Origin of the sequence: Streptomyces sp. NBC_00158 (assembly GCF_045160885.1) — a bacterium.
Lineage (GTDB): Bacteria > Actinomycetota > Actinomycetes > Streptomycetales > Streptomycetaceae > Streptomyces.
Window position 1 is genome coordinate 7,187,761 of record NZ_CP108161.1, and the last position, 20,318, is coordinate 7,208,078.

The 20,318-nt window shown below is 73.6% G+C and carries 17 protein-coding genes; 2 read left to right on the top strand and 15 right to left on the bottom strand.

The window, feature by feature from the left end; genetic code table 11:
- The first annotated feature begins 183 nt into the window (after window positions 1–183).
- On the top strand, window positions 184–924 hold the full coding sequence (locus tag OG553_RS32925; RefSeq protein WP_405982497.1) for a class I SAM-dependent methyltransferase: 741 nt from the start codon (window positions 184–186) through the stop codon (window positions 922–924).
- A gap of 94 nt (window positions 925–1,018) precedes the next feature.
- Window positions 1,019–1,693, top strand: coding sequence for a phosphatase PAP2 family protein (locus OG553_RS32930; RefSeq protein ID WP_405982498.1), 675 nt, complete (start codon window positions 1,019–1,021; stop codon window positions 1,691–1,693).
- A 44-nt stretch (window positions 1,694–1,737) separates the two neighbouring features.
- On the opposite strand, the gene OG553_RS32935 is transcribed toward OG553_RS32930, so the two are convergent.
- Genes OG553_RS32935 through OG553_RS33005 form a run of 15 tightly spaced genes read right to left on the bottom strand, consistent with a single transcriptional unit; the run spans window position 1,738 to window position 20,305 of the window.
- Window positions 1,738–3,072: a glutamate-1-semialdehyde 2,1-aminomutase gene (locus tag OG553_RS32935; RefSeq protein ID WP_405982499.1), complete on the bottom strand. Its 1,335-nt coding sequence runs from the start codon at window positions 3,070–3,072 to the stop codon at window positions 1,738–1,740.
- 7 nt (window positions 3,073–3,079) lie between these two features.
- Complete coding sequence (locus tag OG553_RS32940; protein ID WP_405982500.1) at window positions 3,080–3,631, bottom strand: dTDP-4-dehydrorhamnose 3,5-epimerase family protein; 552 nt, start codon at window positions 3,629–3,631, stop codon at window positions 3,080–3,082.
- On the bottom strand, window positions 3,628–4,893 hold the full coding sequence (locus OG553_RS32945) for a polysaccharide pyruvyl transferase family protein (RefSeq protein WP_405982501.1): 1,266 nt from the start codon (window positions 4,891–4,893) through the stop codon (window positions 3,628–3,630). The genes OG553_RS32940 and OG553_RS32945 overlap by 4 nt, the downstream gene beginning before the upstream one ends.
- Window positions 4,890–5,837: a glycosyltransferase family 2 protein gene (locus tag OG553_RS32950; RefSeq protein WP_405982502.1), complete on the bottom strand. Its 948-nt coding sequence runs from the start codon at window positions 5,835–5,837 to the stop codon at window positions 4,890–4,892. The genes OG553_RS32945 and OG553_RS32950 overlap by 4 nt, the downstream gene beginning before the upstream one ends.
- A complete protein-coding gene (locus tag OG553_RS32955; protein ID WP_405982503.1) occupies window positions 5,834–7,156 on the bottom strand; it encodes a hypothetical protein in 1,323 nt (440 codons plus the stop codon). The genes OG553_RS32950 and OG553_RS32955 overlap by 4 nt, the downstream gene beginning before the upstream one ends.
- Window positions 7,153–8,436: a DUF4910 domain-containing protein gene (locus OG553_RS32960; protein WP_405982504.1), complete on the bottom strand. Its 1,284-nt coding sequence runs from the start codon at window positions 8,434–8,436 to the stop codon at window positions 7,153–7,155. Before OG553_RS32960 ends, OG553_RS32955 begins: the two co-directional genes overlap by 4 nt.
- A complete protein-coding gene (locus OG553_RS32965) occupies window positions 8,424–9,449 on the bottom strand; it encodes an NAD-dependent epimerase/dehydratase family protein (RefSeq protein ID WP_405982505.1) in 1,026 nt (341 codons plus the stop codon). Before OG553_RS32965 ends, OG553_RS32960 begins: the two co-directional genes overlap by 13 nt.
- 3 nt (window positions 9,450–9,452) lie before the next feature.
- Entirely contained in the window at window positions 9,453–10,100 is a 648-nt protein-coding gene (locus OG553_RS32970; protein ID WP_405982506.1) for a PIG-L deacetylase family protein, read from the bottom strand.
- Window positions 10,097–10,894: a glucose-1-phosphate cytidylyltransferase gene (locus tag OG553_RS32975; protein WP_405982507.1), complete on the bottom strand. Its 798-nt coding sequence runs from the start codon at window positions 10,892–10,894 to the stop codon at window positions 10,097–10,099. The genes OG553_RS32970 and OG553_RS32975 overlap by 4 nt, the downstream gene beginning before the upstream one ends.
- Entirely contained in the window at window positions 10,891–12,126 is a 1,236-nt protein-coding gene (locus tag OG553_RS32980; protein WP_405982508.1) for a class I SAM-dependent methyltransferase, read from the bottom strand. Before OG553_RS32980 ends, OG553_RS32975 begins: the two co-directional genes overlap by 4 nt.
- The gene (locus OG553_RS32985; RefSeq protein ID WP_405982509.1) at window positions 12,127–13,398 is read right to left on the bottom strand and encodes a glycosyltransferase; all 1,272 of its coding nucleotides are present in this window, start codon (window positions 13,396–13,398) and stop codon (window positions 12,127–12,129) included. It lies immediately after the preceding gene.
- Window positions 13,399–13,400: 2 nt separating this feature from the next.
- Window positions 13,401–14,624, bottom strand: coding sequence for an O-antigen ligase domain-containing protein (locus OG553_RS32990; RefSeq protein WP_405982510.1), 1,224 nt, complete (start codon window positions 14,622–14,624; stop codon window positions 13,401–13,403).
- Window position 14,625: 1 nt separating this feature from the next.
- Window positions 14,626–16,152 (bottom strand): right-handed parallel beta-helix repeat-containing protein, encoded by a 1,527-nt coding sequence (locus tag OG553_RS32995; RefSeq protein ID WP_405982511.1) that lies wholly within the window; start codon window positions 16,150–16,152, stop codon window positions 14,626–14,628.
- 20 nt (window positions 16,153–16,172) lie between these two features.
- Window positions 16,173–18,125, bottom strand: a complete 1,953-nt coding sequence (locus tag OG553_RS33000) for an alginate lyase family protein (protein ID WP_405982512.1) — start codon at window positions 18,123–18,125, stop codon at window positions 16,173–16,175.
- Window positions 18,122–20,305, bottom strand: a complete 2,184-nt coding sequence (locus OG553_RS33005; protein ID WP_405982513.1) for a bi-domain-containing oxidoreductase — start codon at window positions 20,303–20,305, stop codon at window positions 18,122–18,124. Before OG553_RS33005 ends, OG553_RS33000 begins: the two co-directional genes overlap by 4 nt.
- Window positions 20,306–20,318: the final 13 nt, after the last annotated feature.

Consider the following 20,318-nt stretch of genomic DNA (forward strand, 5'->3'; position numbering starts at 1 on the left):
TGTTGGGGGCCGAGGTCCCCGATCCGAAAGGGCTGCGTTCCTTTGTGTGCACCTCGGTGACATGACCAGCAGATTCGTGCGTTCCGCCAGTACGAAGTCCCCTCGCCCACGGAGCAGACTTCCCGCCGAGGGCCGCGGCTCGTCATGGGAGCCGACGCCACAGAACTAGGGGGAACCACCGCGATGAGTGGTCAGCTGTACGACGGAATCGGCGAAGCGTTCGAAGGCTTCAAGACCCTGCCCATCATCCGCTACGCCGAGGTACCGGGCTTCCTCGGCCTGGTCGGGGACGTCACCGGCAAGTCCGTGCTCGACATCGCCTGCGGCACCGGCTTCTACAGCCGTGAGCTCAAGCGCCGCGGCGCGTCCCGCGTCTTCGGCTTCGACATCTCCGGGGCCATGGTCGACGTGGCCAAGGAGATCGAGGGCGCCGAGCCCCTCGGCGTCGACTACGAGGTCGCCGACACGACCACCCTGCGCGAGTTCGACGAGCCGTTCGACGTCGCCATCGCCGTGCAGGCGTTCAACTACGCGCGCGGTGTCGCCGAGATCGAGCGGATGATGCGCAACATCCGGCGCAGCCTCGCCGACGGCGGCTCCTTCTACCTCTTCGTGCAGGACCCCGGCTACGACTTCGGCGGGCCCTCGCTGGAGAAGTACGGCTTCCTCCTGGAGTCGACCGGCAAGGACAACGAGATCGGCAGCGGCATCCGGCTCACCGCCCTCCTCGACCCGCCGGTCTCCTTCGAGGCGACCACGCCCTCGAAGGAGACGTACGAGCAGACCCTGAAGGCGGCCGGGTTCACCGGGATCGAATGGGTCACCCTGGAGGTCTCGGAGACCGGCCTGGAGAAGTACGGCGAGGAGTACTGGGCGGACTACGCCGCCAACCGCCCGCTGACCATGATCCGCTGCACCGCCTGACCGGGGCAGCAGGACACCGGCCCGGCCCCCGAGGGGGCCGGGCCGGTTTCACCGATGCCGCCCGGGGGAACGCGGCGTTGGTTAGGGTTTTGGCGTGTTTGGAATCCTGCGGAAGAACCTCCGGACGGCGCCCCCGGTGGTGCCGCCCCCGTTGGGCGCGTGGCTCGGGCTGATCGCGTCCCTCGCCGCCCTCGTGGTCCTCGGGCTCGGTGTCCTGTACGCCGACGCCGGCGAGCCCGGAACGGTGGACGAGCGGATCGGGACGGCGGTCTACGGGGTCGGGCCGTCCTTGCGGTACGTGGCCCTGGCCACCGACTTCCTGGGCGAGCCGGTGGGAGCCGCGGTGCTCGTCGGGGCCGCCGTGACGCTCTGCCTGCTGCTCCGGCGTCCCCGCGCGGCGGTGCTCGTGGTGGCCGGCGCCGCCCTGGCCGTGGGGGCGGCGACGCTCCTCAAGTCCGTGGTGGGACGGACCATCCACGGCGACAACCTGTCCTTCCCCAGCGGGCACACCGCCTTCGCCACCGCGCTCGCCCTCGTGGCGGCGCTGCTCGCGACCGGCCGGCTCGGCCTCGGCAGGACGGCCGGCACCTCCCTCGTGCTCGCCGCGGCGCTGGCCGCCGGAGCCGTCATGGGCTGGGCGCAGGTCGCCCTCGGCGCGCACTACCCGACCGACGTCCTGGGCGGCTGGTGCACCGCGCTGGCGGTGGTGCCGGCGGCCGCGTGGCTGGTCGACCGGACGGCCGACGCCGGCCGGCGCGGGCGGAGCTGACGCCGCGCCGCCCCCGCCTGGCCGTCCACGTCGTCCCACCCGTGTCACGCCAGGCGGCGGAACACCGGCTTCACCGGCCGTCCCCCGAGCCAGGGACCGGGATCGCCGGCGTCGAGCGCCTTGCGGTACACCGCGCACGCCTGGGCCACCACGTCGACGGTGCGGTCGATGTCCTCGTCGCTGAGCGCGCCGCTCACCACGAACGACGGGGCCAGTACCCCGCCCGCCAGAAGCCGGCGCAGGAACAGGGTGCGGTATTCCTGCGACGGCTGCCCGTTCTCGTCGAGGGTGGCGAAGACCAGGTTGCTGGCCCGCCCCCGGACGACGACGTGGTCGCCGACGCCCATGCCGGCCGCGGCCTCGCGGACACCGGCGGCCAGCCGCTCGCCGAGCGCGTGCAGCCGTGCCGTGACACCCTCCTCGACGTAGGCGGCCTGCACGGCCATCGCGGCCGCCAGGGAGTGCGTCTCCGCGCCGTGCGTGGTGGACAGCAGGAACACGCGCTCGCCGGAGTGGCGCAGCCCGCCCCGCTCCATCAGGTCGCGGCGCCCGGCCAGCGCGGACACGGCGAACCCGTTGCCCAGCGCCTTGCCGAACGTGGACAGGTCGGGGACCACCCCGTACAGACCCTGCGCGCCCGCCTCCGACCAGCGGAAGCCGGTGATCATCTCGTCGAAGACCAGCACGCAGCCGTGCCGGTCGGCCAGCTCGCGCAGGCCGGCCAGGTAGCCGGGCGGCGGCTCGCTGTGCGTGGCGGGTTCGAGGATCAGACAGGCCACCTCGTCCCGGTACCGGCCCAGGAGCTCCTCCGCGGCGGCCAGGTCCCCGTACGGGAACCTCACGGTGAGCTCGTTGACCTCGTCCGGGATGCCCGCCGACATCGGCGTGGTGCCGATGAACCAGTCGTCCGTGGAGAAGAACGGATGGTCGGCGCAGATCGCCACCCGCCGCCGCCCGGTGGCGGCGCGGGCGAGGCGCACGGCGGCCGTGGTGGCGTCGGAGCCGTTCTTCGCGAACTTCACCATCTCCGCGGTCGGCACCGTGGCGAGGAAGCGCTCGGCCGCCTCGACCTCCACGATCGACGGCCGTACGAAGTTGCCGCCCCGGTCGAGTTCGCGCCGTACGGCCTCGGTCACCCGCGGGTGGGCGTGGCCGAGGCTGACCGACCGCAGGCCGGAGCCGTACTCGACGTAGCGGTTGCCGTCGACGTCCCACACGTGGGCGCCGCGGCCGTGGCTGATGACCGGGGCGAGGTCCTCGGGGTACTGGTCGTCGCCCTTGGCGTAGGTGTGCGCGCCCCCGGGGACCAGGGCGTGCAGCCGCTCGTTCGCCGCCCGCGACAGCGGCAGGACGGGCTCTCGGTTGTCTTCGGTGTCCACGTCGGCCTCAGCTCTCGTTCTGCTTCAGGACCTCGGCGAGGCTCGGCGCCTCCCGGTCCCGCTGGGACATCAAGGTGACCGGCAGCGGCCACGGAATGGCGAGCTCCGGGTCGTCGAAGGCGATCGTCACGTCCTCGGCGGGATCGTGCGGGCGGTCGATCCGGTACGAGGTGTCGGCGGTCGCGGTCAGCGCCTGGAAACCGTGCGCGCACCCGGCGGGGACGTACAGGGTCTTCTGCGTCTCGCCGGACAGCTCGAAGAAGGCCCGGCCCCGGTAGGTGGGGGAGTCCGGCCGCAGGTCCACGACCACGTCGAAGATGCTCCCGTACGAGCACCGCACGAGCTTGGCCTCGCCCGCGCCGGAGCGCAGGTGCAGGCCGCGCAGCACGCCCCGGACCGAACGGGACACGCTGTCCTGGATGAAGACGTCCGGGTCGAGGCCCACCGAGCGGACCACGTCGGCGTCGAAGGTGCGGCAGAAGAAGCCGCGCTCGTCGGCGTACGGCGTCGGCTCGAACAGGTACGCGCCGGCGATCGCCGGGACTTCGGTCGTTTTCATCGGGTCTCCCGCGTGGCGTGTGCGTGGGCGTGGGCGCGGCCCCGGCCCCGGGCGGCGCGGCCGGCCGCCGGGAACAGGGCCGCGGTCAGGGCGGCGAACTGGTCCTTCAGGAGCCGGGACGCGACCAGGTTCCGTTCGGCGAGGGTCTCCCGCAGCTCCTTCGACCGCTCCTCCAGCTGCCGGAACTGCCCGAGCAGCCGGTCGGCGTCGACCTCGCGGGCCGGGTGGCGGAACGCGTCCAGCCCCATCCGGGCCATCAGCGCGTCGCTCTTCGCCGCGTAGCTGAGCGCGAGCGTCGGCGTACCGGCCTTCAGCGCGCAGACCAGGTTGTGGTAGCGGGTCGCCACCACGGCGTCGGCGGCCGCCGCCTCCCTCATCAGGCCGTCCAGCGAGGCCGCCCCGGCGGCGGTGACCAGCGGCGAGTCCACCGCTTCGAGGACCGCCTCGACCACCGGGGCGTCGCACGCGTCGCCGGTGAGCAGCCGGACCGGCCTGCCCTCCTCGGCCAGCGCGCGGACGAACCGGATCGTCCCGTCCAGGTAGCGCCGGTGGATCTCCTCGGCCCGCGCCCGGTCGTCGTTGCCGCCGTGGAAGTCCATGACGCCCACGCACACCACCCCCGGCGCCCCGGAAGGCGTACCCGAGGGCGGCGTCGGCAGGGCGAACGCGAGGTCCGGGTAGACCTCGTCGCGCGAGGTGTCCACGCCCATCGCCCGCATCGCGTCGCGGGACAGGTCGTCGCGGTAGGACCGGTATGCGGCGAGCCGGGCCGACCAGCGCACCAGCGCCCGCGTCGGACGGTCGGCGATCGGGGCCGCGCCCACGCCGACCAGCGCGACCCGGGTGCCGAGCAGCCGCCCGCTCGCGCAGAGCAGCAGCAGCGAGTACGGGAAGCCCCACGGCCGCAGCGGCAGCGTGGCCTCCAGGACGCCCATCCCGGGCACGATCACCACCTCGTGCCGGCGCACCCAGGCGGCGGTGCGGAAGACGTCGACCAGCTTGCCCAGGCCCTTGCCGGCGACCGCGCCCGCACGGGACGCCGTCCGGTACTCCCCGCGGTACCAGTGCAGCCGCGTCGCGGGGATCCCGTACCGGCCCGCGACGACCTCGGGGCCGCCGCACAGGGCGTCCACGGCCGCCTCGGGGTGTGCTTCGCGCAGGTACGCGAGCACCGCCTCCAGCGACCCGTCGTTGCCGAGGTTCCCCGAGCCGAGCAGCCCGAACACCCCGACCCGCACCGGGGCCCCGCCCGTGCGGCTCACGCCCCCCTCTCCTCACGGCCGGCCACGAGCTCGTCCACGGAGACCGCGAGCCGGGCCGGGACCACCGGGGCCCGGTCCTCGACCCGCTCCCCGGCGCCCGGCCGGGCCCGGCTGGCCATCCACACCGCCAGGTGGCGGTAGCAGGCGCGCCGGTCGGCCGCCGACAGCGGCGCCCGCCCGATCGCCCCGAGGAACCCGAGGACGTACTCGGCCAGCAGCCGGGGAGTCGGGTGCAGCGCACCCGCCCGGCGCGGGTCCAGGTTGACGCACCGGGAGCGCTTGCCCGGGTTCGCCCGCTCGGCCCGCGTGGGGTGGTCGCGGCGGAAGTACAGCAGCTCCGGCACCTGGTGGAAGGGGCCGTTCAGGACGATCTCGGCGACGAACGTGCGGTCCGCGTGGTGGTAGCTGTCGTGCGGCTTCACCCGGCGCAGCACGTCGGCCCGCATCACCCCGTAGAAGTCGTCGCCGCCGGGCTCGAACAGGAAGCTGCGGAAGCGCTCCGGCGCGCTCGGCGAGTCGGTGGCGATCCCGTACTCGTACGGGACCTTCACCCGGCCCTCGCCGTCGATGACGGCCTGGCCGCTGTGCGCGAGGATCACGTCCGGCCGCTCGTCCAGCGCCTCCACGCAGCGCTTCAGCAGGTCCCGGGCGTACAGGTCGTCGTGCGAGGCCCACTTGAACAGCTCGCCGCGGCACTCGGTGAACACGTGGTTGTGATTGGGCGCGGCGCCTATGTTGCGCGGCAGCCGCAGGTAGCGGATGCGCGAGTCCCGCGCCGCGTACTTGAGACAGATGTCCCGGGTCCCGTCGGTCGAGGCGTTGTCCGAGATGACCAGCTCGAAGTCCTCGTAGGTCTGGCCGAGGAGGGCTTCGAGCGACTCGGCGAGGTACTCCTCGCCGTTGTAGACGGGCAGGCCGATGCTCAGCCTGGGACGGTCGTTCATGGGGTCCTCACTTCGCGGATCGAATTCGTGCGCTCGCGCAGGGCGGACCGCAGGTGCAGCCACCACACGGCCGAGCCGCAGGCGGTCGCGGCGGCGACGCCCCAGGCCGAGCCGACCGTGCCGGCCAGGGCGGCACCGCCCAGCCCGCCCGCGGCGTAACAGGCGGAGGCGATCAACTGGCTGCGCAGGCTGCGCCGGGCCGCGCCGAGCGCGCGCAGCCCGGCCGCCGCGCCGGTGCCGAGGCCGGCGCCCGCGACGCCGAGCGTGGCCGGCACGATCAGCTGCGAGGCCGCCTCCCAGACGTCACCGAGCACCAGCCCCCCGAGCCGGTCCGGCACCAGCAGCAGGGCCGCGCCCCAGAGCAGCGCGGCGACGGCCTGCACGCCGCCGAGCAGGAAACAGAACGCGCCGAGGCGGTGCGGGGCCCGCCGCAGGACCCGGGCCGCCTCCGCGACCGTGACCAGCGACAGGCCCATCAGCACGGCGAGGAACGGCCCGAGCAGCAGCTCGGCGCCCCGCACCACGCCGACCGCGCCGACCCCGACGATCACGCCGAGCCCGTACGCCCGCAGCTGGCTCGCGCCGCTGACGCAGGTGTTCTCGACCAGGTACCGGTAGCCGAGGTCGCGGTGCTCGCGGACCCACTCGCGGGAACCGGCCAGGCGCGGCCGGATCCCGGACTGGAAGCAGCCGTACGCCGCGGCCACCGCCGCGGACGCGCCCCAGGCGAGCACGAAGGCGGCCACGCTGCCCACGCGGGCGGCGACCACCATGGCCGGGACGAGCGCGACGCCCCACACCACGTCGTTGACGAAGGCCTTGCGCCCGGTCCCGGCGGCGAAGAACGCGTACCGCCAGGCGTCCTGGAGCAGCAGCCCCGGCAGCGCCAGGCCGAGGCAGGCGAACGCGGTCCCCACCTGCCCGCCTAGCACCGTCCCGGCCACCAGGCAGACGGCGCCGATGGCGACGCCGACGCCGAGCGCGGTACCCGACGACCGGGCCACCGCCCCGCGCCAGGACGCCTCCGGCACACCGCTGAAGCGCACCACGAGCGGGTCGGTGGCCAGCCCGCGGGAGACGCTGAGCACCACCCCGTACGTCACCCAGGCCAGGCTGAACACGCCGAACGCGGTCAGCCCCAGCGAGCGCGCCACGTAGATGCCCACCGCGAAGTTGGACACGCTGGAGGCCGCCTGGTCGGCCAGGCCCCAGGACAGCCGGCCGAGGACGGCCCGCTTCGCGGTCCGCGGCGCGGTGTCCGCTTCCGGGGCCGCCGGTGCCTTCGTCGTCTCTTCCCCCTCGGTGGGCACCGCCGTCATTCCTTGATCAGCCCGGCGCCGTGCAGCGCCTCGGCCGCCGCGGCCACGGTGCCGAACGCCAGCCCGGACCGCTCGGCCACGTCCAGCAGGCCGTGCTCCCCGTCGGAGAGGCTGAGCACCCACAGCATGGCCATCTGGGCCTCCTTCGCGTCGCTGCGGCCCCCGAGCGAGTCGTACAGCCCGCGCCGGCCCAGCTGCGGCTCGCCGTACGGGCTGAGGTTCCGGTACCGCCGGTCGCGGTCCAGCACGGAGAACGCCTCCCGGCAGAGGGCGAGCGTGTCCTCCATCGCCTCCGGGGTGACGAAGTCCGGGTTGTCCGCCGAGGTGTGGTACTCGGGGTACCCGGCGTACGGGGTACGGCTGAGCGAGCCCACGCCGAGGTCGAACCCCGGCGAGCAGAACTGCCGCTCGTCATAGCCGTACGGGGTGAACTCCTTGACGCCGTGCGGGCGTCCGGAGGCGGCCAGCACGTGCCGCATCACCCGGTCGATGTCCGCGTCACCGCGCCGGCTCCGCTTGTACGTCAGCTGCCCCCGGTCGCCGGCGCAGGCCAGCACCAGGCCGTGCTTGACCCTGTCGATCCGCTCCGCGTTGCGGGCCAGCCAGGTGATCGCCCCGATGGTGCCGGGGGCGAACAGGAACCGGTAGGTGTAGTAAGGCTTCCGCTCCGCCAGAGCCCGGGCCAGGAAGACCGCCACCGCGATGCCGGCCAGGTTGTCGTTGGCCAGCGACGGGTGGCAGACGTGGCAGGAGACGATCACCTCGTCGGAAACCTGCCCGGGGACCACGTGCTCGGCGTAGGTGAGGTGGCCGTCCGCGAGCGTGGAGTCGACGCGCACCTCGTACTCCCCGTCCGGCAGCGCGTCCAGAGTCTCCTGGGCCAGGCAGAAGCCCCACTCCGGCTTGTAGTAGCTGGTGCGGTACGGCACCCAGGACGGGTGGTCGGGCAGGGTGTGCAGGTGCGGGCGCAGCTCCGACAGCGGCATGGTCGCCGACACCGGCACGCTGTAGCCGAGCACGTGCAGGCTGGACGCGGCGAAGTCGACGACCCGCTTCCCGGACGCGTCGGCGACGTACGCGTCCCGGATGTTCCACTCCTGCGGCACCGTCCAGTCCAGGACCTGCGTCCCGGTCGGCACCTCGTGCACCTCCAGCGGAACGTACTCGCCGACGACGTCCAGGGTCGCGCGCACACCGTCTCCGGTGATGCTCCGGCACAGCGGGTAGAGCCGCTCCACCAGCGCGTGCATCTCCCGGCCGGGCGCGGTCACCGGCGCCACCGCAGGGTGTCGTCGACCGTGCCGGCCTCGGACGCCGCACGCAGCACCGCGAGCCGGGTGAAGCGCTGCTCGAAGGACTCCCGGGTCAGCCCGTGCTCGCGGTACGCGTCGGCGAGTTCGAGCGCGCCCTGCTTCACCGTCCACTCGCACTCGAAGCCGGGCACCGCGGCGCGGAACCGGGAGAAGTCCACCCGGTAGGAGCGCGGATCGGCACCGGTCTCCCCGGTGATCACCACCTTCGAGCCGGCGACCGCGTCGGCGACCTGCCCGGCGATCTCGGCGACGGTGACGTTGTTGCCCTCGCTGCCGATGTTGAACGCCTCGTCGTGCACCGCCTCGCGCGGCGCCTCCAGCGCGGCCGTGAAGGCCCGCGCGATGTCGGCGGCGTGCACCAGCGGCCGCCACGGGGTGCCGTCGGACATCACCAGCACCTCGCCCGACAGCAGGGCGTGGCCCACCAGGTTGTTCACCACGATGTCGGCGCGCAGCCTGGGGGAGTAGCCGAAGGCGGTGGCGTTGCGCATGTACACCGGGCTGAAGTCCCCGTCGGCCAGCTCGTGCAGGTCGTCCTCCACCCGCACCTTGGACTCCGCGTACGGGGTCACCGGGCGCAGCGGGGCGTCCTCGGCCACCAGGGCGCCACCGCCCGCGGCGCCGTAGACCGAGCACGTCGAGGCGTACAGGAAGCGCCGCACCCCGGCGTCCCGGGCCAGCCGGGCCAGGTGCACGGACGCGTGGTGGTTGATGTCGTACGTGAGCTGCGGCGCCAGCGAGCCCAGCGGGTCGTTGGACAGCGCGGCCAGGTGGATCACCGCGTCCACCCCCGCCACGTCCTCGGCCGTGACGTCGCGCAGGTCCACCCGCCGCCCCGGCGGGTCGGCGGGCCGCGGGCCCAGCAGGCAGTCGGCGAACAGGCCGGAGTCCAGGCCGGTGACCTCGTGGCCGGCGGCGGCGAGCACCGGGGCCATCACGGTGCCCAGGTAGCCCTGGTGTCCGGTCAGCAGTACGCGCAAGGTTCAATCCCCCAGGTTCAGAGTGAGTTTGGTGACGGCGAACGCCTCGGCGTAGCGCGCGTGGCATTCGATGCCGCGGATCCGGGCCAGCCCGAGGAAGGCCTCCCGGTCGTACCAGGGGCGGTGCCGCTGCGAGGGGTAGTGCTCCTGCAGCAGCCGCACCTTCCGCTCGGCGGTCTCCGGCGACAGCGGCTGGTACGCCGACGGACGGCCGAGGTCGCCGTCCCACTTGACGATCTCGTAGCCGAGGACGAGGTGGTCGCGGAACGCGGTGGGCACCAGTTGCGCGAGGCCCCGGTGGTCCTGGTGCGCGTCGTCGGTGCGCGGGGCGAGGATCAGGTCGGGATCGGTCCGCCCGCGCAGTTCCTCGACCGCGGCCTTGGCCTCGTCCCAGTGGGTGGGCAGCCGGCCGTCGGGCAGCTTGAGCACGGTCAGCCGCAGGTCGGCACCCGGACAGAACGCGGCGAGCGCGGCCCGCTCCTCCTGCTCCCGGTCGCCGCCGCCCCCGGAGAGCACCAGCACGTCCACGCGGACGCCCGGCCGGGCGTCGCACAGGGTCAGCAGGGTGCCGCCGGCGCCGATGGCGATGTCGTCGCAGTGCGCGCCGACCGCGACGACCCGGTCCACGCGCCCCGCACTGAGCTTGATCACGCGGTCCCCGCCCCCGCGCCGTCGCGCTCCCACACGGCCCACGGGCGGTCGCCGCGGGCGTAGGCCTCGTCGAGCGCGGCCCGCTCCTTCACCGTGTCCGTCGGCTTCCAGAAGCCCCGGTGCTGGTGCGCCACCAGCCGGCCGCTCTTGGCCAGCCCGGCGCACCCGTCGGCGACCAGGTCCCCGCCCTCCGGAATGTGGTCGAAGACCTCCTGGCGGAGCACGAAGTAGCCGCCGTTCTCCCACAGCGGCAGCTCGCTCACCGGGGTGATGCCCCCGACCAGACCGTCCTCGCCCAGCTCCACGCAGTGGAACGAGGACTGGGGCGGCACCACCGTCATCGAGGCGCCGGCGTCGCGCTGCGAGAACCGCTCGATCATCTCCGGCAGCGGGGCGTCGGTGAGCACGTCGGCGTAGTTGGCGAGGAACATCTCGTCCCCGTCCAGGTGGTGGCGGACCCGGCGCAGCCGCTCCCCGATGGGGGACTCGACGCCGGTCTGCGCGAAGGTGATCGTCCAGTCGGATATGTCGGTGGACAGCAGCTCGGTCCGCCCGCCGCGCAGGACGAAGTCGTTGGACGTCGTCTCCTCGTAGTTGAGGAAGAAGTCCTTGATGTGGTGGGCGCCGTAGCCCAGGCACAGGATGAACTCCTTGTGCCCGTAGTGCGCGTAGTAGCGCATGACGTGCCAGATCAGCGGCCGCGGACCGACCATCGCCATCGGCTTGGGCACGTCGTCGGCGGCCCCGCTGCGCATCCGCATCCCGTAACCGCCGCAGAACAGTACGACCTTCACGACTTCACCTCGACGATGCTCAGTTCCGGGATGGGGAAGACCAGGCGGCCGCCCCACTCGTGCACGAAGGACAGCTGCTCGACCAGCTCCGCCCGCAGGTTCCACGGGAGGACGAGGACGTAGTCCGGCCGGTCGGCGGCGATCTGCTCGGGCGCCAGGATCGGGATGCGGGTGCCCGGGGTGAACCTGCCGTGCTTGTAGGGGTTGCGGTCGACCGTGTACGCGAGCAGGTCGGGCCGGACTCCGCAGTGGTTGAGCAGGGTGTTGCCCTTGCCGGGGGCGCCGTAGCCGACCACCGTCTCGCCGCGCTCGGCCGCCTCGATGAGGAACCGCAGCAGGTCCCGGCGCACCTTGGCGACCCGGGCGGAGAACTCGGCGTACCCGGACAGCTCCTGGAGCCCGGCCGCCTTCTCCCGGTCCAGCACCTCGGCCACCCGCCGGGTCGGCTCGCCGGCCGCCTCGGCCGGCCGGGCCCACAGCCGGATGGAACCGCCGTGCGTGGGCAGCAGCTCGACGTCCACCAGCGAGAGTCCACCGCTCGCCAGTGCCCGGGCCGCCGACGCGACGGTGTAGTACTGGAAGTGCTCGTGGTAGATCGTGTCGTACTGGTTCTCCTCGATCAGGGTCAGCAGGTGCTGCACCTCGATCGAGACCCAGCCGTCGTCGGCGACCAGGGAGCGCAGCCCCTGGGTGAAGCCGACCACGTCGGGGATGTGCGCGTACACGTTGTTGGCCACGACCAGGTCCGCCGGCCCGTGCTCGGCGCGGACCCCCGCGCCGGTCGCCGGGTCCAGGAACTCGGTGAGCGTGGGCACGCCGGCCTCGCGGGCCGCGGCGCCGACGTTCACCGACGGCTCGATGCCCAGGCAGCGGATCCCCCGGTCCACCACGTGCCGCAGCAGGTACCCGTCGTTGCTCGCGACCTCGACCACGAAGGAGTCCGGGCCCAGCCCCACCCGGTCCACGGCACCGGCGACGAAGGTCCGCGCGTGCTCCACCCAGGAGGTCGAGAAGGAGGAGAAGTACGCGTACTCCTTGAACGTCTCCTCCGGCGTGATCAGCGGCGGGATCTGCGCCAGCCAGCAGTCCGTGCAGACCCGCAGGTGCAGCGGGTACGCGGGCTCCGGCAGGTCCAGCTGGTCCGCGGCGAGGAAGCTCTCGCACGGCGGGGTCGCCCCCAGGTCGACGACGCTCGCCAGCGCCGCCGAACCGCACAGTCGGCATCGTGTCATCTACTGCCCCCATCCCGCCCGCGGCGGATCGCCCCGCCGCGAGCCAGTCCCTTGTTCCCCAACCGGTGGCGGGACCTCCCCGCCACCGGACCGGCCCGCGATCGCGGCCCGGTACTCGTCCAGCAGGCGCTCCAGCCCGACCCGCGGGCTGAACCCCTGCTCGTAACGGCGCCGGCCCGCCCGCCCCATCTCCTGGTTCCGGGCCGGATCAGCCGTGATCCGTCGTATGCACGACGCGAGCGAGGAGGGATCGCCCGGCCGGTGCAGCAGGCCGGTCACCCCGTCCTCGACGAGTTCCACGAAGGCGCCGTGACCGGCGGCGACGGTCGGGACCCCCGCCGCCATCGCCTCCACGACCACCAGTCCGAACGCCTCCAGCCAGGTCGAGGGGGCCACCACGGCCACCGACCGGGCGATGGCCCCGCGGCACTGCTCCGGGTCGTACAGGCCGGCGTAGCGCACGTCCTCCCGGCCCGCCGCCCAGGCGGTCACCTCCGCCTCCAGCGGCCCGGTGCCGGCGATCACGAGCGGTACGCCCGCACCGCCGGCCGCGGCCAGCTCGTCCCACGCGGCCATCAGCAGCCGGACGCCCTTGGCCTCCGCCAGCCGGCCCAGGTAGAGGACCTGCTCGCCGGCGCCCTCCCGGCGGGCGTCGGGGTCCGGCACGAAGTTGTGCTTCACCGACAGCCGCCCGGCCGGCATGCCGGCCCGCACCAGGACGTCGCGCTGGGCGGCGGAGATGCACAGGAACCGCTCCACCCCCGACCACCAGCGCCGCCGGTTGGCCGACAGGCTGACCGCCAGCGGCACCGTGGCCGCCCGGGACCCCCGGTAGCAGCCGTGCCGGACCGCGGGCAGCGGCGTCCCCCCGACGCACGCGGAGCACGGCCGCCCGTCCCGCTGGAGCGTGCCGGGCGGGCACACCTGGGTGTAGTTGTGCAGCGTGGCGACGGCGGGCACACCGGCGTCGGCGCAGGCGGCCAGCACCGCGGGCGACAGGAGCGGGAAGACGTTGTGGACGTGCACCACGTCCGGCCGGTCGGCACGCAGCCGGGCCGCCAGCTCCTTGCGGACCCCCGGGTTCCACGGCACCAGCAGCGGCAGCGCCGCCTTGGCCGGCAGGGACATGGAGCCGATGTCGTCGCTGCGCCGCTCGAACAGCCCGACCCGGTGGCCGGCCCCGCGCAGCAGCTCCACCTCCTGGTCGACGACGTTGTTCTCCCCGCTCGGCTGCGCCGAGGCGTAGCGGTTGTGCACCACGAGCACGTGCATGGTCAGGTCACCTCCCGGTTCGGGGTCCATCGGGGGACACGTCGTACGGGGCCTTCGGCCGCCGGCGGCGGCGCGGCCCCGGCGGGCGCGGCCAGCAGCGAGGCGGCCACGGCCAGGTGCAGCAGGTACGGGGAGGCGTCCCCCAGCCCCGCCTCGGTGTACGAGGCGATCGCGCAGTAGCTGATCAGGAAGATCGCGCAGGCCCGCTGCAGCGACGGCGGCCGCAGCAGCGCGACGCCGCCCAGCACGACGAAGACCGCCGCCACGACCGCGGTGCCGGTCAGGCCCTGCTCGTTGTAGACGGCCAGCCAGCTGTTGTCGATCGGCAGCCCGCCGAAGGACTTGTCGCCCAGACCCATCCCGAACAGCTCCTCCGAGACCGTCCGGGGGGCCGCCAGCAGGGCGTCCCACACCTTGGCCCGGCCGGTGAGGTTGGAGAAGTTCTCCTGGCTCTGCCCGCGCAGGAACCACGACTGCAGCGCGGAGGCGAACCCCACCGCCGCCACCGCGGCGATCAGCACCGCCCAGGCGAAGAACCGGCGGGCGGCGGAGCTGGTCAGCATCAGCGAGCCGATCGCCAGCGTCAGCCCGGCGAACAAGCCGAGCGTCGCCGTCCGGGTGTGGGTCAGGGCGAGCAGCACCAGGGAGGGCACGATGACCACCGCGGCGCTGCGCCGGTCGGTGCTGCGGCCCAGCAGGAGCAGCACCGTGAGCCCGATGATCACCGCGGCGTACTGTCCGATCTGCGGCGGGGTCAGCGGCCACAGCGCGCCGACCAGCCGCCCGCCGTAGAGGTCGGGCATGGCCGCGCCCGGCGAGACGAGCAGCCCCGCGGCCACCGACCCGAGCACCGCCAGGTACATCCGGACGTGGTGCCGGACGAACGTCAGGCCGCCGTCCCACCAGCGGGTGAGCAGCCACAACGTGCAGACGAAGAGGGCCAGCCGGGTGCAGCGGAACAGCGCGCCGAACCCGGACTCCAGATGTGCGCTGGAGATCACGCTCGGCACCAGCAGCAGGGTGAGCAGGAAGACGTAGGCGCTCGGCCGCACCCGCAGCCGGAGGTTGACGGAGAGCGCCAGCACGAAGGCGGCGACCAGGGCGCCCATGGTGGCCATCTGGATGAGGGACCGGGGGAGGGGGATGATGGTCTGCGCGCCGGCCGAGCCGAGGGTGTTGAGGATCAGGAGTCCCCAGGCGATCCCGACGATCCGCTTCTCGCCCATCTCAACCACCGGCCCGCGGGCCGAAGGTGCTGCCCTGGTCCTGCTGGTACGGCGGCGCCTGCCACTGCCCGGAGTCCAGCACCTTGCTCGGGTCGTGGGCGACGAACTTCCACGGTCCGACGTAGACGTTGTCGTGCCAGCGGTTCTGCTGCTTGAGGGAGATCTGCTCGGCCACGCCCTCGCCCTGGTACGGCGACCAGTCCGGGTAGGTTCCGTAGTTGGCCAGCACCGCCATGCGGTCGCACTTCGCGGTGCAGTCGACCACGGAGGTGTCCAGTACGAAGCGGTTGTCGTGGATGTCCACCCGCTGGGTCTTCCACCGGCAGTCGGCGTACAGCGGCGGGCCGGAGATCCCCGGCGCGGCGCAGCGGTCGGCGCGGTCCACCAGCAGGGTGCAGACACCGGACGAGGTGTTCGCCGGGCTGTTGCAGAACCGGTCGGCGTTCTCCCACAGGGTGATCCCGTTCCAGTTGTTCTCCAGTACGTTCCGGTCGACCTCGATCTTGTCCGTACGGGCGCGGACCCGGGGCTCGCCGCCGGACTCGGACAGGTAGACGGTCGCGAACGGGAAGTCGTCGCCGCGCTCGGCGGACCTGCGGCCCTCGACCCAGTTGTTCTTCCGGATCACGTTGTTCCGGATGACCGCGTTGTAACTGATCTCGTAGATCAGCGCCGCGCCGTCGTTGGCCTCCAGCACGTTGTCCTCGATGCGGAAGTCGTTGTTGTTGGTGTCGGCCCACAACCCGGCGCCGCGGTTGTCGTGCACCCAGTTGCCGCGCACGTCGGCACCGTTGACCGCCCAGAACTTGACGCCCCCGGTACAGCCGCAGCCCGGCTTGCGCCGCTCCCAGTCGTCCTTGTTGTTGCCCGTGATCTCGTTGCCCTCGATCACCAGGCCGCCGATGGGACCGCCGCCCTTGTACGCGTTCATCCCGTACTGGCCGTTGCCGCGCAGGCAGCTCGCCCGGACCTGCTGGCGGGCGCCGGCCATCAGCCCCGCCCCGGAGTTGTCCTGGACGGTCGCGTGCTCGATCACCCACCCGTCGGCCGACTCGTGGTTCACCACGCCCTCGTCCTGCGGCGCGACGAAGTTCTGCACGGTCAGGTAGCGGATGGAGACGTCCGGGGCCGCGCCGCCGAACGCGTACTGGTTGGTCTTCCCGCCGTCCAGCACCGCGCCCGGCGCCCCGAGATAGCTGTTCCCCTCCTTCGGGAGCACCTGGGCGAAGCGGTCCGGATCCAGCCGGTGCGTGCCCGGCAGGAGCCAGAACGTGGTCTTCGGGGGGCTGCTCTTGGTCTTCGCCGCGAGATCGCCCGCCACCGCGGGGTCGACCGTCACCGCACCCGCGGGCGCCTGCGCCGGCCCGGCCGCCGGGGCCGCGCACACCCGGGCGGCCGCGGCAGCGGCGGCCGGCGCCCCCGCCGACGCGGACGGCCCGGCGCCCGGCTTGTCCTCGGGGGCGCCCGGCTCACCGTCACAGCCGGCCGCCGCCAGCACGACCAACGCCCAGTTCCGCCACTTCGCCACCGGAACCACCCCCCTTCCCCCTAGACCTCGAACCCGAGCACGGTGGTGAAGGCCTCGCCGCCGTCGGCGAAGCCCGTGCCGACCAGCGTCGTGGCCGGCTCCTTGCGCCCGAAACCTGCCGAGTACCAGCCCAGCGGCGGGCCCGACTCGCCCCGGTGGGCCCGCCAGGAGAGCCGGCCGGGCAGGTCGAGCACCGCGGAGCGGTCCTCGCCGTCCCGGCTCCACGTCAGCACCGCCCGGTCGCCCTCCAGCTCCGCCGTGACCGCCGGCCCGAGGTGGAACGCCAGCCGCACGGCCCGGCGCGGCCCGCTGACCTCGTCGACCACCCGCAGCCCCCGGCCCGCGGTCAGCAGCTCCACCCGGCGCCGGTGCACGGACGGCCGGTAGCCGTCGTGCTCGGCGCACCAGCGCAGCACCCCCGCGTCGGAGGTGTCCGCGACCAGGACGCGGGTCTGGGCGTGCCGGGTCCACAGGAACGGCCCGCCGGAAACGGACTGGTCACCGCCGTCCAGCTGCAGCGTGTTGTGCCCCAGGGTCGACCGGAAGTACTGCCGCCACTCGGGCTGCCCGTGGTAGCAGAACGTCCCCGGGTCGGCGAGCACGTCGACCCCGTCGTGCCGCACCTCCACGGACAGCGCGTCCGCGTGGGCGTGCGCGGCGATCGACAGGAAGCCGTGCGGACCGCCGTCGCAGCGGACCCACAGCTCGCCGGAACCCCCGGGGGCCCGCAGCACCGTCATCCCGGCGTCCGGGAAGTGGACCGGGCGGCTCGCCGGACGGGCCACCGCCGGCGCGCCGGGCCGGACGAGCGCGGCCAGCAGCGTGGTGCGCACGTCGGTGCCGGTCACCTCGGGCCACCAGTCGAGCCGGCCGAACACGGCCTCCCCGGTGGCCAGCAGCGACCCCCAGCGGTCGGTGCCCGCACCGTCCACGACCAGACCGTGCCCGTCGTCCGAGTCCCCCTGGCGAGGCGGCCGCAGCCGGCCGTCCACGACCGCCGCGAGCGCGTCGGTCATCCGCAGCAGGACCAGCCGCACCGGCGCGGGGACCGGCACGCCGGCCGCGTCCGCCTCGGCCAGCGCGGCCAGGCCCAGCTCCAGCACCAGCCCGTGGTACTCGGAGGCCAGCTCGCGGTTGAGGCCGGAGCCGAAGGTGTTGCCGCGCAGGTGCCGGTCCAGCGACCGCAGCGCGTCGTCGCGCCACCGCTCCGAGGAGGGGAACCAGCCGAACGCGCAGGCCGCGGCGAACTGCCCGGCGGCCTCCGCGATGACGTGGTTGTTCGCCGAGGACCCCCGGCTGGGGAACGCGGCCAGCCAGCGCTGGTGGTGCCAGACCTGGTTCCGCGCCACCGGGTTCTCCTCGAACAGCCCGGCCGCCCCCGGCCAGCCGTCGAGCAGCCGGCGCACCCACACCCAGGACAGCAGCCGGATGCCCAGCTCGATGCCGCTGGTCCAGTGCACCCCGCTCAGCGGCGGATTGGCCGCCCACCACGACCGCAGGTGCGCGGCCACCCGCTCGGCGTACCGCTCGTCCCCGGTGACCGCGTACGCGGCGGCGAGGACGGTCAGGTACTGGTGCCGGGACGGCTCCCAGATCTGCTTGACGTCCCCGGAAGCCTCCTCGTCCCGGTACGGCACGTCGAAGGCGTAGCCCTGCGGGGCCCGCCGCCCCGTCTTCGGGTCGAAGAACCAGTCCGGGTCGACCAGGTCGTCGCGGTCCACCCCGAAGAACGTGGCGTGCCCGGCCAGCAGCCGGTCCGCCTCGGCGACCAGCCGCTTGGCCGCGTCCGGCGCCACCGCGTCGACCGTCCCCGCGGGCAGCACCGCGGTGAACCGGGCGCCGCCCGCCTCCGGGGCGTCCGGCGGCGCCGCCCGCCACCGCCGCCTGCGCACCGTGTCGCCGACCCGGCCGCCGACCTCCTGCGGCCCCATCCGGGACAGCCGCCGCAGGTACCAGCCCGCGCTCATGCTCATCGGCCGTCCGCCAGCGTCACGGGCACACCGCCGGCCAGGCCGGCCTGCACGGCGAGGGTGGCCGCGGTGGTGGCGACCAGCGACTCCAGCGGCACCGGCATCGGCCCGCCCGTCCGCACGGCCCGCACGAACGCGGCCAGTTCCGCGAGCTGGCCCTTGTCCCGGGCCTGGGGCAGCCGGGAGCTGACCCACTTCTTGCGCCCGTACACCGAAGCCCGGACGAAGTCGTCCAGGCGCAGCACCTTGCCGTCCGCCACCAGGTCGAGGGTCTCCTTGGGGAAGCCGGCCGCGCCCGTGGTGACGTAGCTGATGGTGGCGGTGGAGCCGTCCGGGTAGCGCAGCAGGACCTGGAGGTCCTCGTTGCCGGAGGTGGCGGTCGCGTACACCGAGACCGGGTCGGCCCCGAGCAGCCAGCTCGCCGTGTCGATGAAGTGCCCGCCCTCGCCCTCGAACCGGGAGCCCTCGGTGCCCTGCTGGAGGTACCAGCTGCCGTGCTGGAGCCGGCCCGCGTTGACCAGGTAGCGCAGGCTCGCCGGACCGGTCCGGGCGCCGAACCGCTTGCGGGCCTCCTGGAGCAGCGGCGAGAACCGGCGGTTGAATCCCACCTGGAGCCGGTCGTTGCCGGACTCCTCCACCGCCGCGAGGACACCGGCCAGTTCGTCCTCGGTGAGGGCGAGGGGCTTCTCCACGAACACCGTCTTGCCGGCCAGCAGCGCCTGCCGGGTCAGTTTGGCGTGGGAACTGTGCCGGGTGACCACGAACACCGCGTCGATCGACTTGTCGCCCAGCACGGCGTCCAGGTCGGTGGTCGCCTCGGCGAAGCCGAACTTCCGCTGGGCGTTGGCCGCGGACAGGGCCGTCGTGGTGACGACCGTCGCGAGCTCGACGCCCTCGCGCTGCACCAGGTGCGGCAGCAGCATCGACGTGGCGTAGTTCCCCGCCCCGACGAACGCCAGGCGCACCGGCGTCCCGGCGGCCCGGGACGGCGCGGACACCCCCTCGCCGGAACGCCTGACCGCGGGCACGGACAGCACCGGCGGCTCCGCCTCCGGCGTCTGTCCGGGGTAGCGGAACAGCACGGCCACGGCCTTCAGGTCGCCGTCCTTCAGGCTCCGGTACGTCTCGACGGCGTCGTCGAAGTCGGCGACGTGGGAGACCAGCGGCTCCACGTCGACCTTGCCGCGGGCGACGAGGTCGAGGAAGCAGGCCAGGTTGCGGCGCTCGGTCCAGCGGACGTAGCCGATCGGGTAGTCCCGCCCGTCGAGTTCGTACTCCGGGTCGTAGCGCCCGGGGCCGTAACTGCGGGAGAACCGGACGTCGAGCTCCTTCTCGTAGTACGCGTTCCACGGCAGGTCCAGACGGCACTTGCCGATGTCGACGACCCGGCCGCGGTCCCGGCAGAGCCGGGCGGCCAGCTCGACGGGCTGGTTGCTGCCGCCGCCGGCGGCCAGGTACACCTGGTCCACGCCGTGCCCGTCCGTGAGCTCGGCGACGGCGGCCTCAACGGCCGCGGACTCCGGGTCCCCGCAGGCCGCGGCGCCCACGCTCTCGGCGAGTTCGCAGCGCGCCGGGTCCGGGTCGACGCCGACCACGCGGACCCCCGAAGCGGTCAGCAGCTGCACCACCAGCTGCCCGATCAGGCCGAGGCCGATGACCAGCGCCACCTCGCCGAGCTGCGGCTCGCCCTGGCGCACGCCCTGCATCGCGATCGACCCGACCGTGCCGAAGGCCGCGTGCCGCGGCGCGAGACCGTCCGGCACCCGGGCGTACAGGTTCTTCGGCACCCAGTTCAACTCGGCGTGCAGCGCGTGCTCGTTGCCCGCGCAGGCCACCACGTCACCCACCGACACGTCGTCGATGCCGGCGCCGACCTGCTCGACCACCCCGCACAGCGAATAGCCCAGCGGCGTGTAGGAGTCCAGCTTGCCCATCACCTTGCGGTACGTGGCGGGCACCCCGTTCACGGCCACGCTCTGCATGACCTTGGCGACCTGGTCCGGCCGCGAACGGGCCTTGCCCAGCATCGACATGCCGGCCTCGGACACCTTCATCATCTCGGTCCCGGTGGAGATCAGCGAGTACGCGGTACGGACCAGCACACCGCCCGGCTTGCACCCCGGCACCGGCACGTCCAGCACCGCCAGCTCGCCGCTCTTGTAGTTCTGTACGACCTGCTTCACCCGAACTCCTCTG

Coding starts and splice junctions, on each gene's coding strand:
- OG553_RS32925 (WP_405982497.1), top strand. CDS start 184: ATGAGTGGTCAGCTGTACGACGGAATCGGCGAAGCGTTCGAAGGCTTC.
- OG553_RS32985 (WP_405982509.1), bottom strand. CDS start 13,398: ATGCACGTGCTCGTGGTGCACAACCGCTACGCCTCGGCGCAGCCGAGC.
- OG553_RS32950 (WP_405982502.1), bottom strand. CDS start 5,837: ATGAACGACCGTCCCAGGCTGAGCATCGGCCTGCCCGTCTACAACGGC.
- OG553_RS32940 (WP_405982500.1), bottom strand. CDS start 3,631: ATGAAAACGACCGAAGTCCCGGCGATCGCCGGCGCGTACCTGTTCGAG.
- OG553_RS32955 (WP_405982503.1), bottom strand. CDS start 7,156: ATGACGGCGGTGCCCACCGAGGGGGAAGAGACGACGAAGGCACCGGCG.
- OG553_RS32990 (WP_405982510.1), bottom strand. CDS start 14,624: ATGGGCGAGAAGCGGATCGTCGGGATCGCCTGGGGACTCCTGATCCTC.
- OG553_RS33000 (WP_405982512.1), bottom strand. CDS start 18,125: ATGAGCATGAGCGCGGGCTGGTACCTGCGGCGGCTGTCCCGGATGGGG.
- OG553_RS32980 (WP_405982508.1), bottom strand. CDS start 12,126: ATGACACGATGCCGACTGTGCGGTTCGGCGGCGCTGGCGAGCGTCGTC.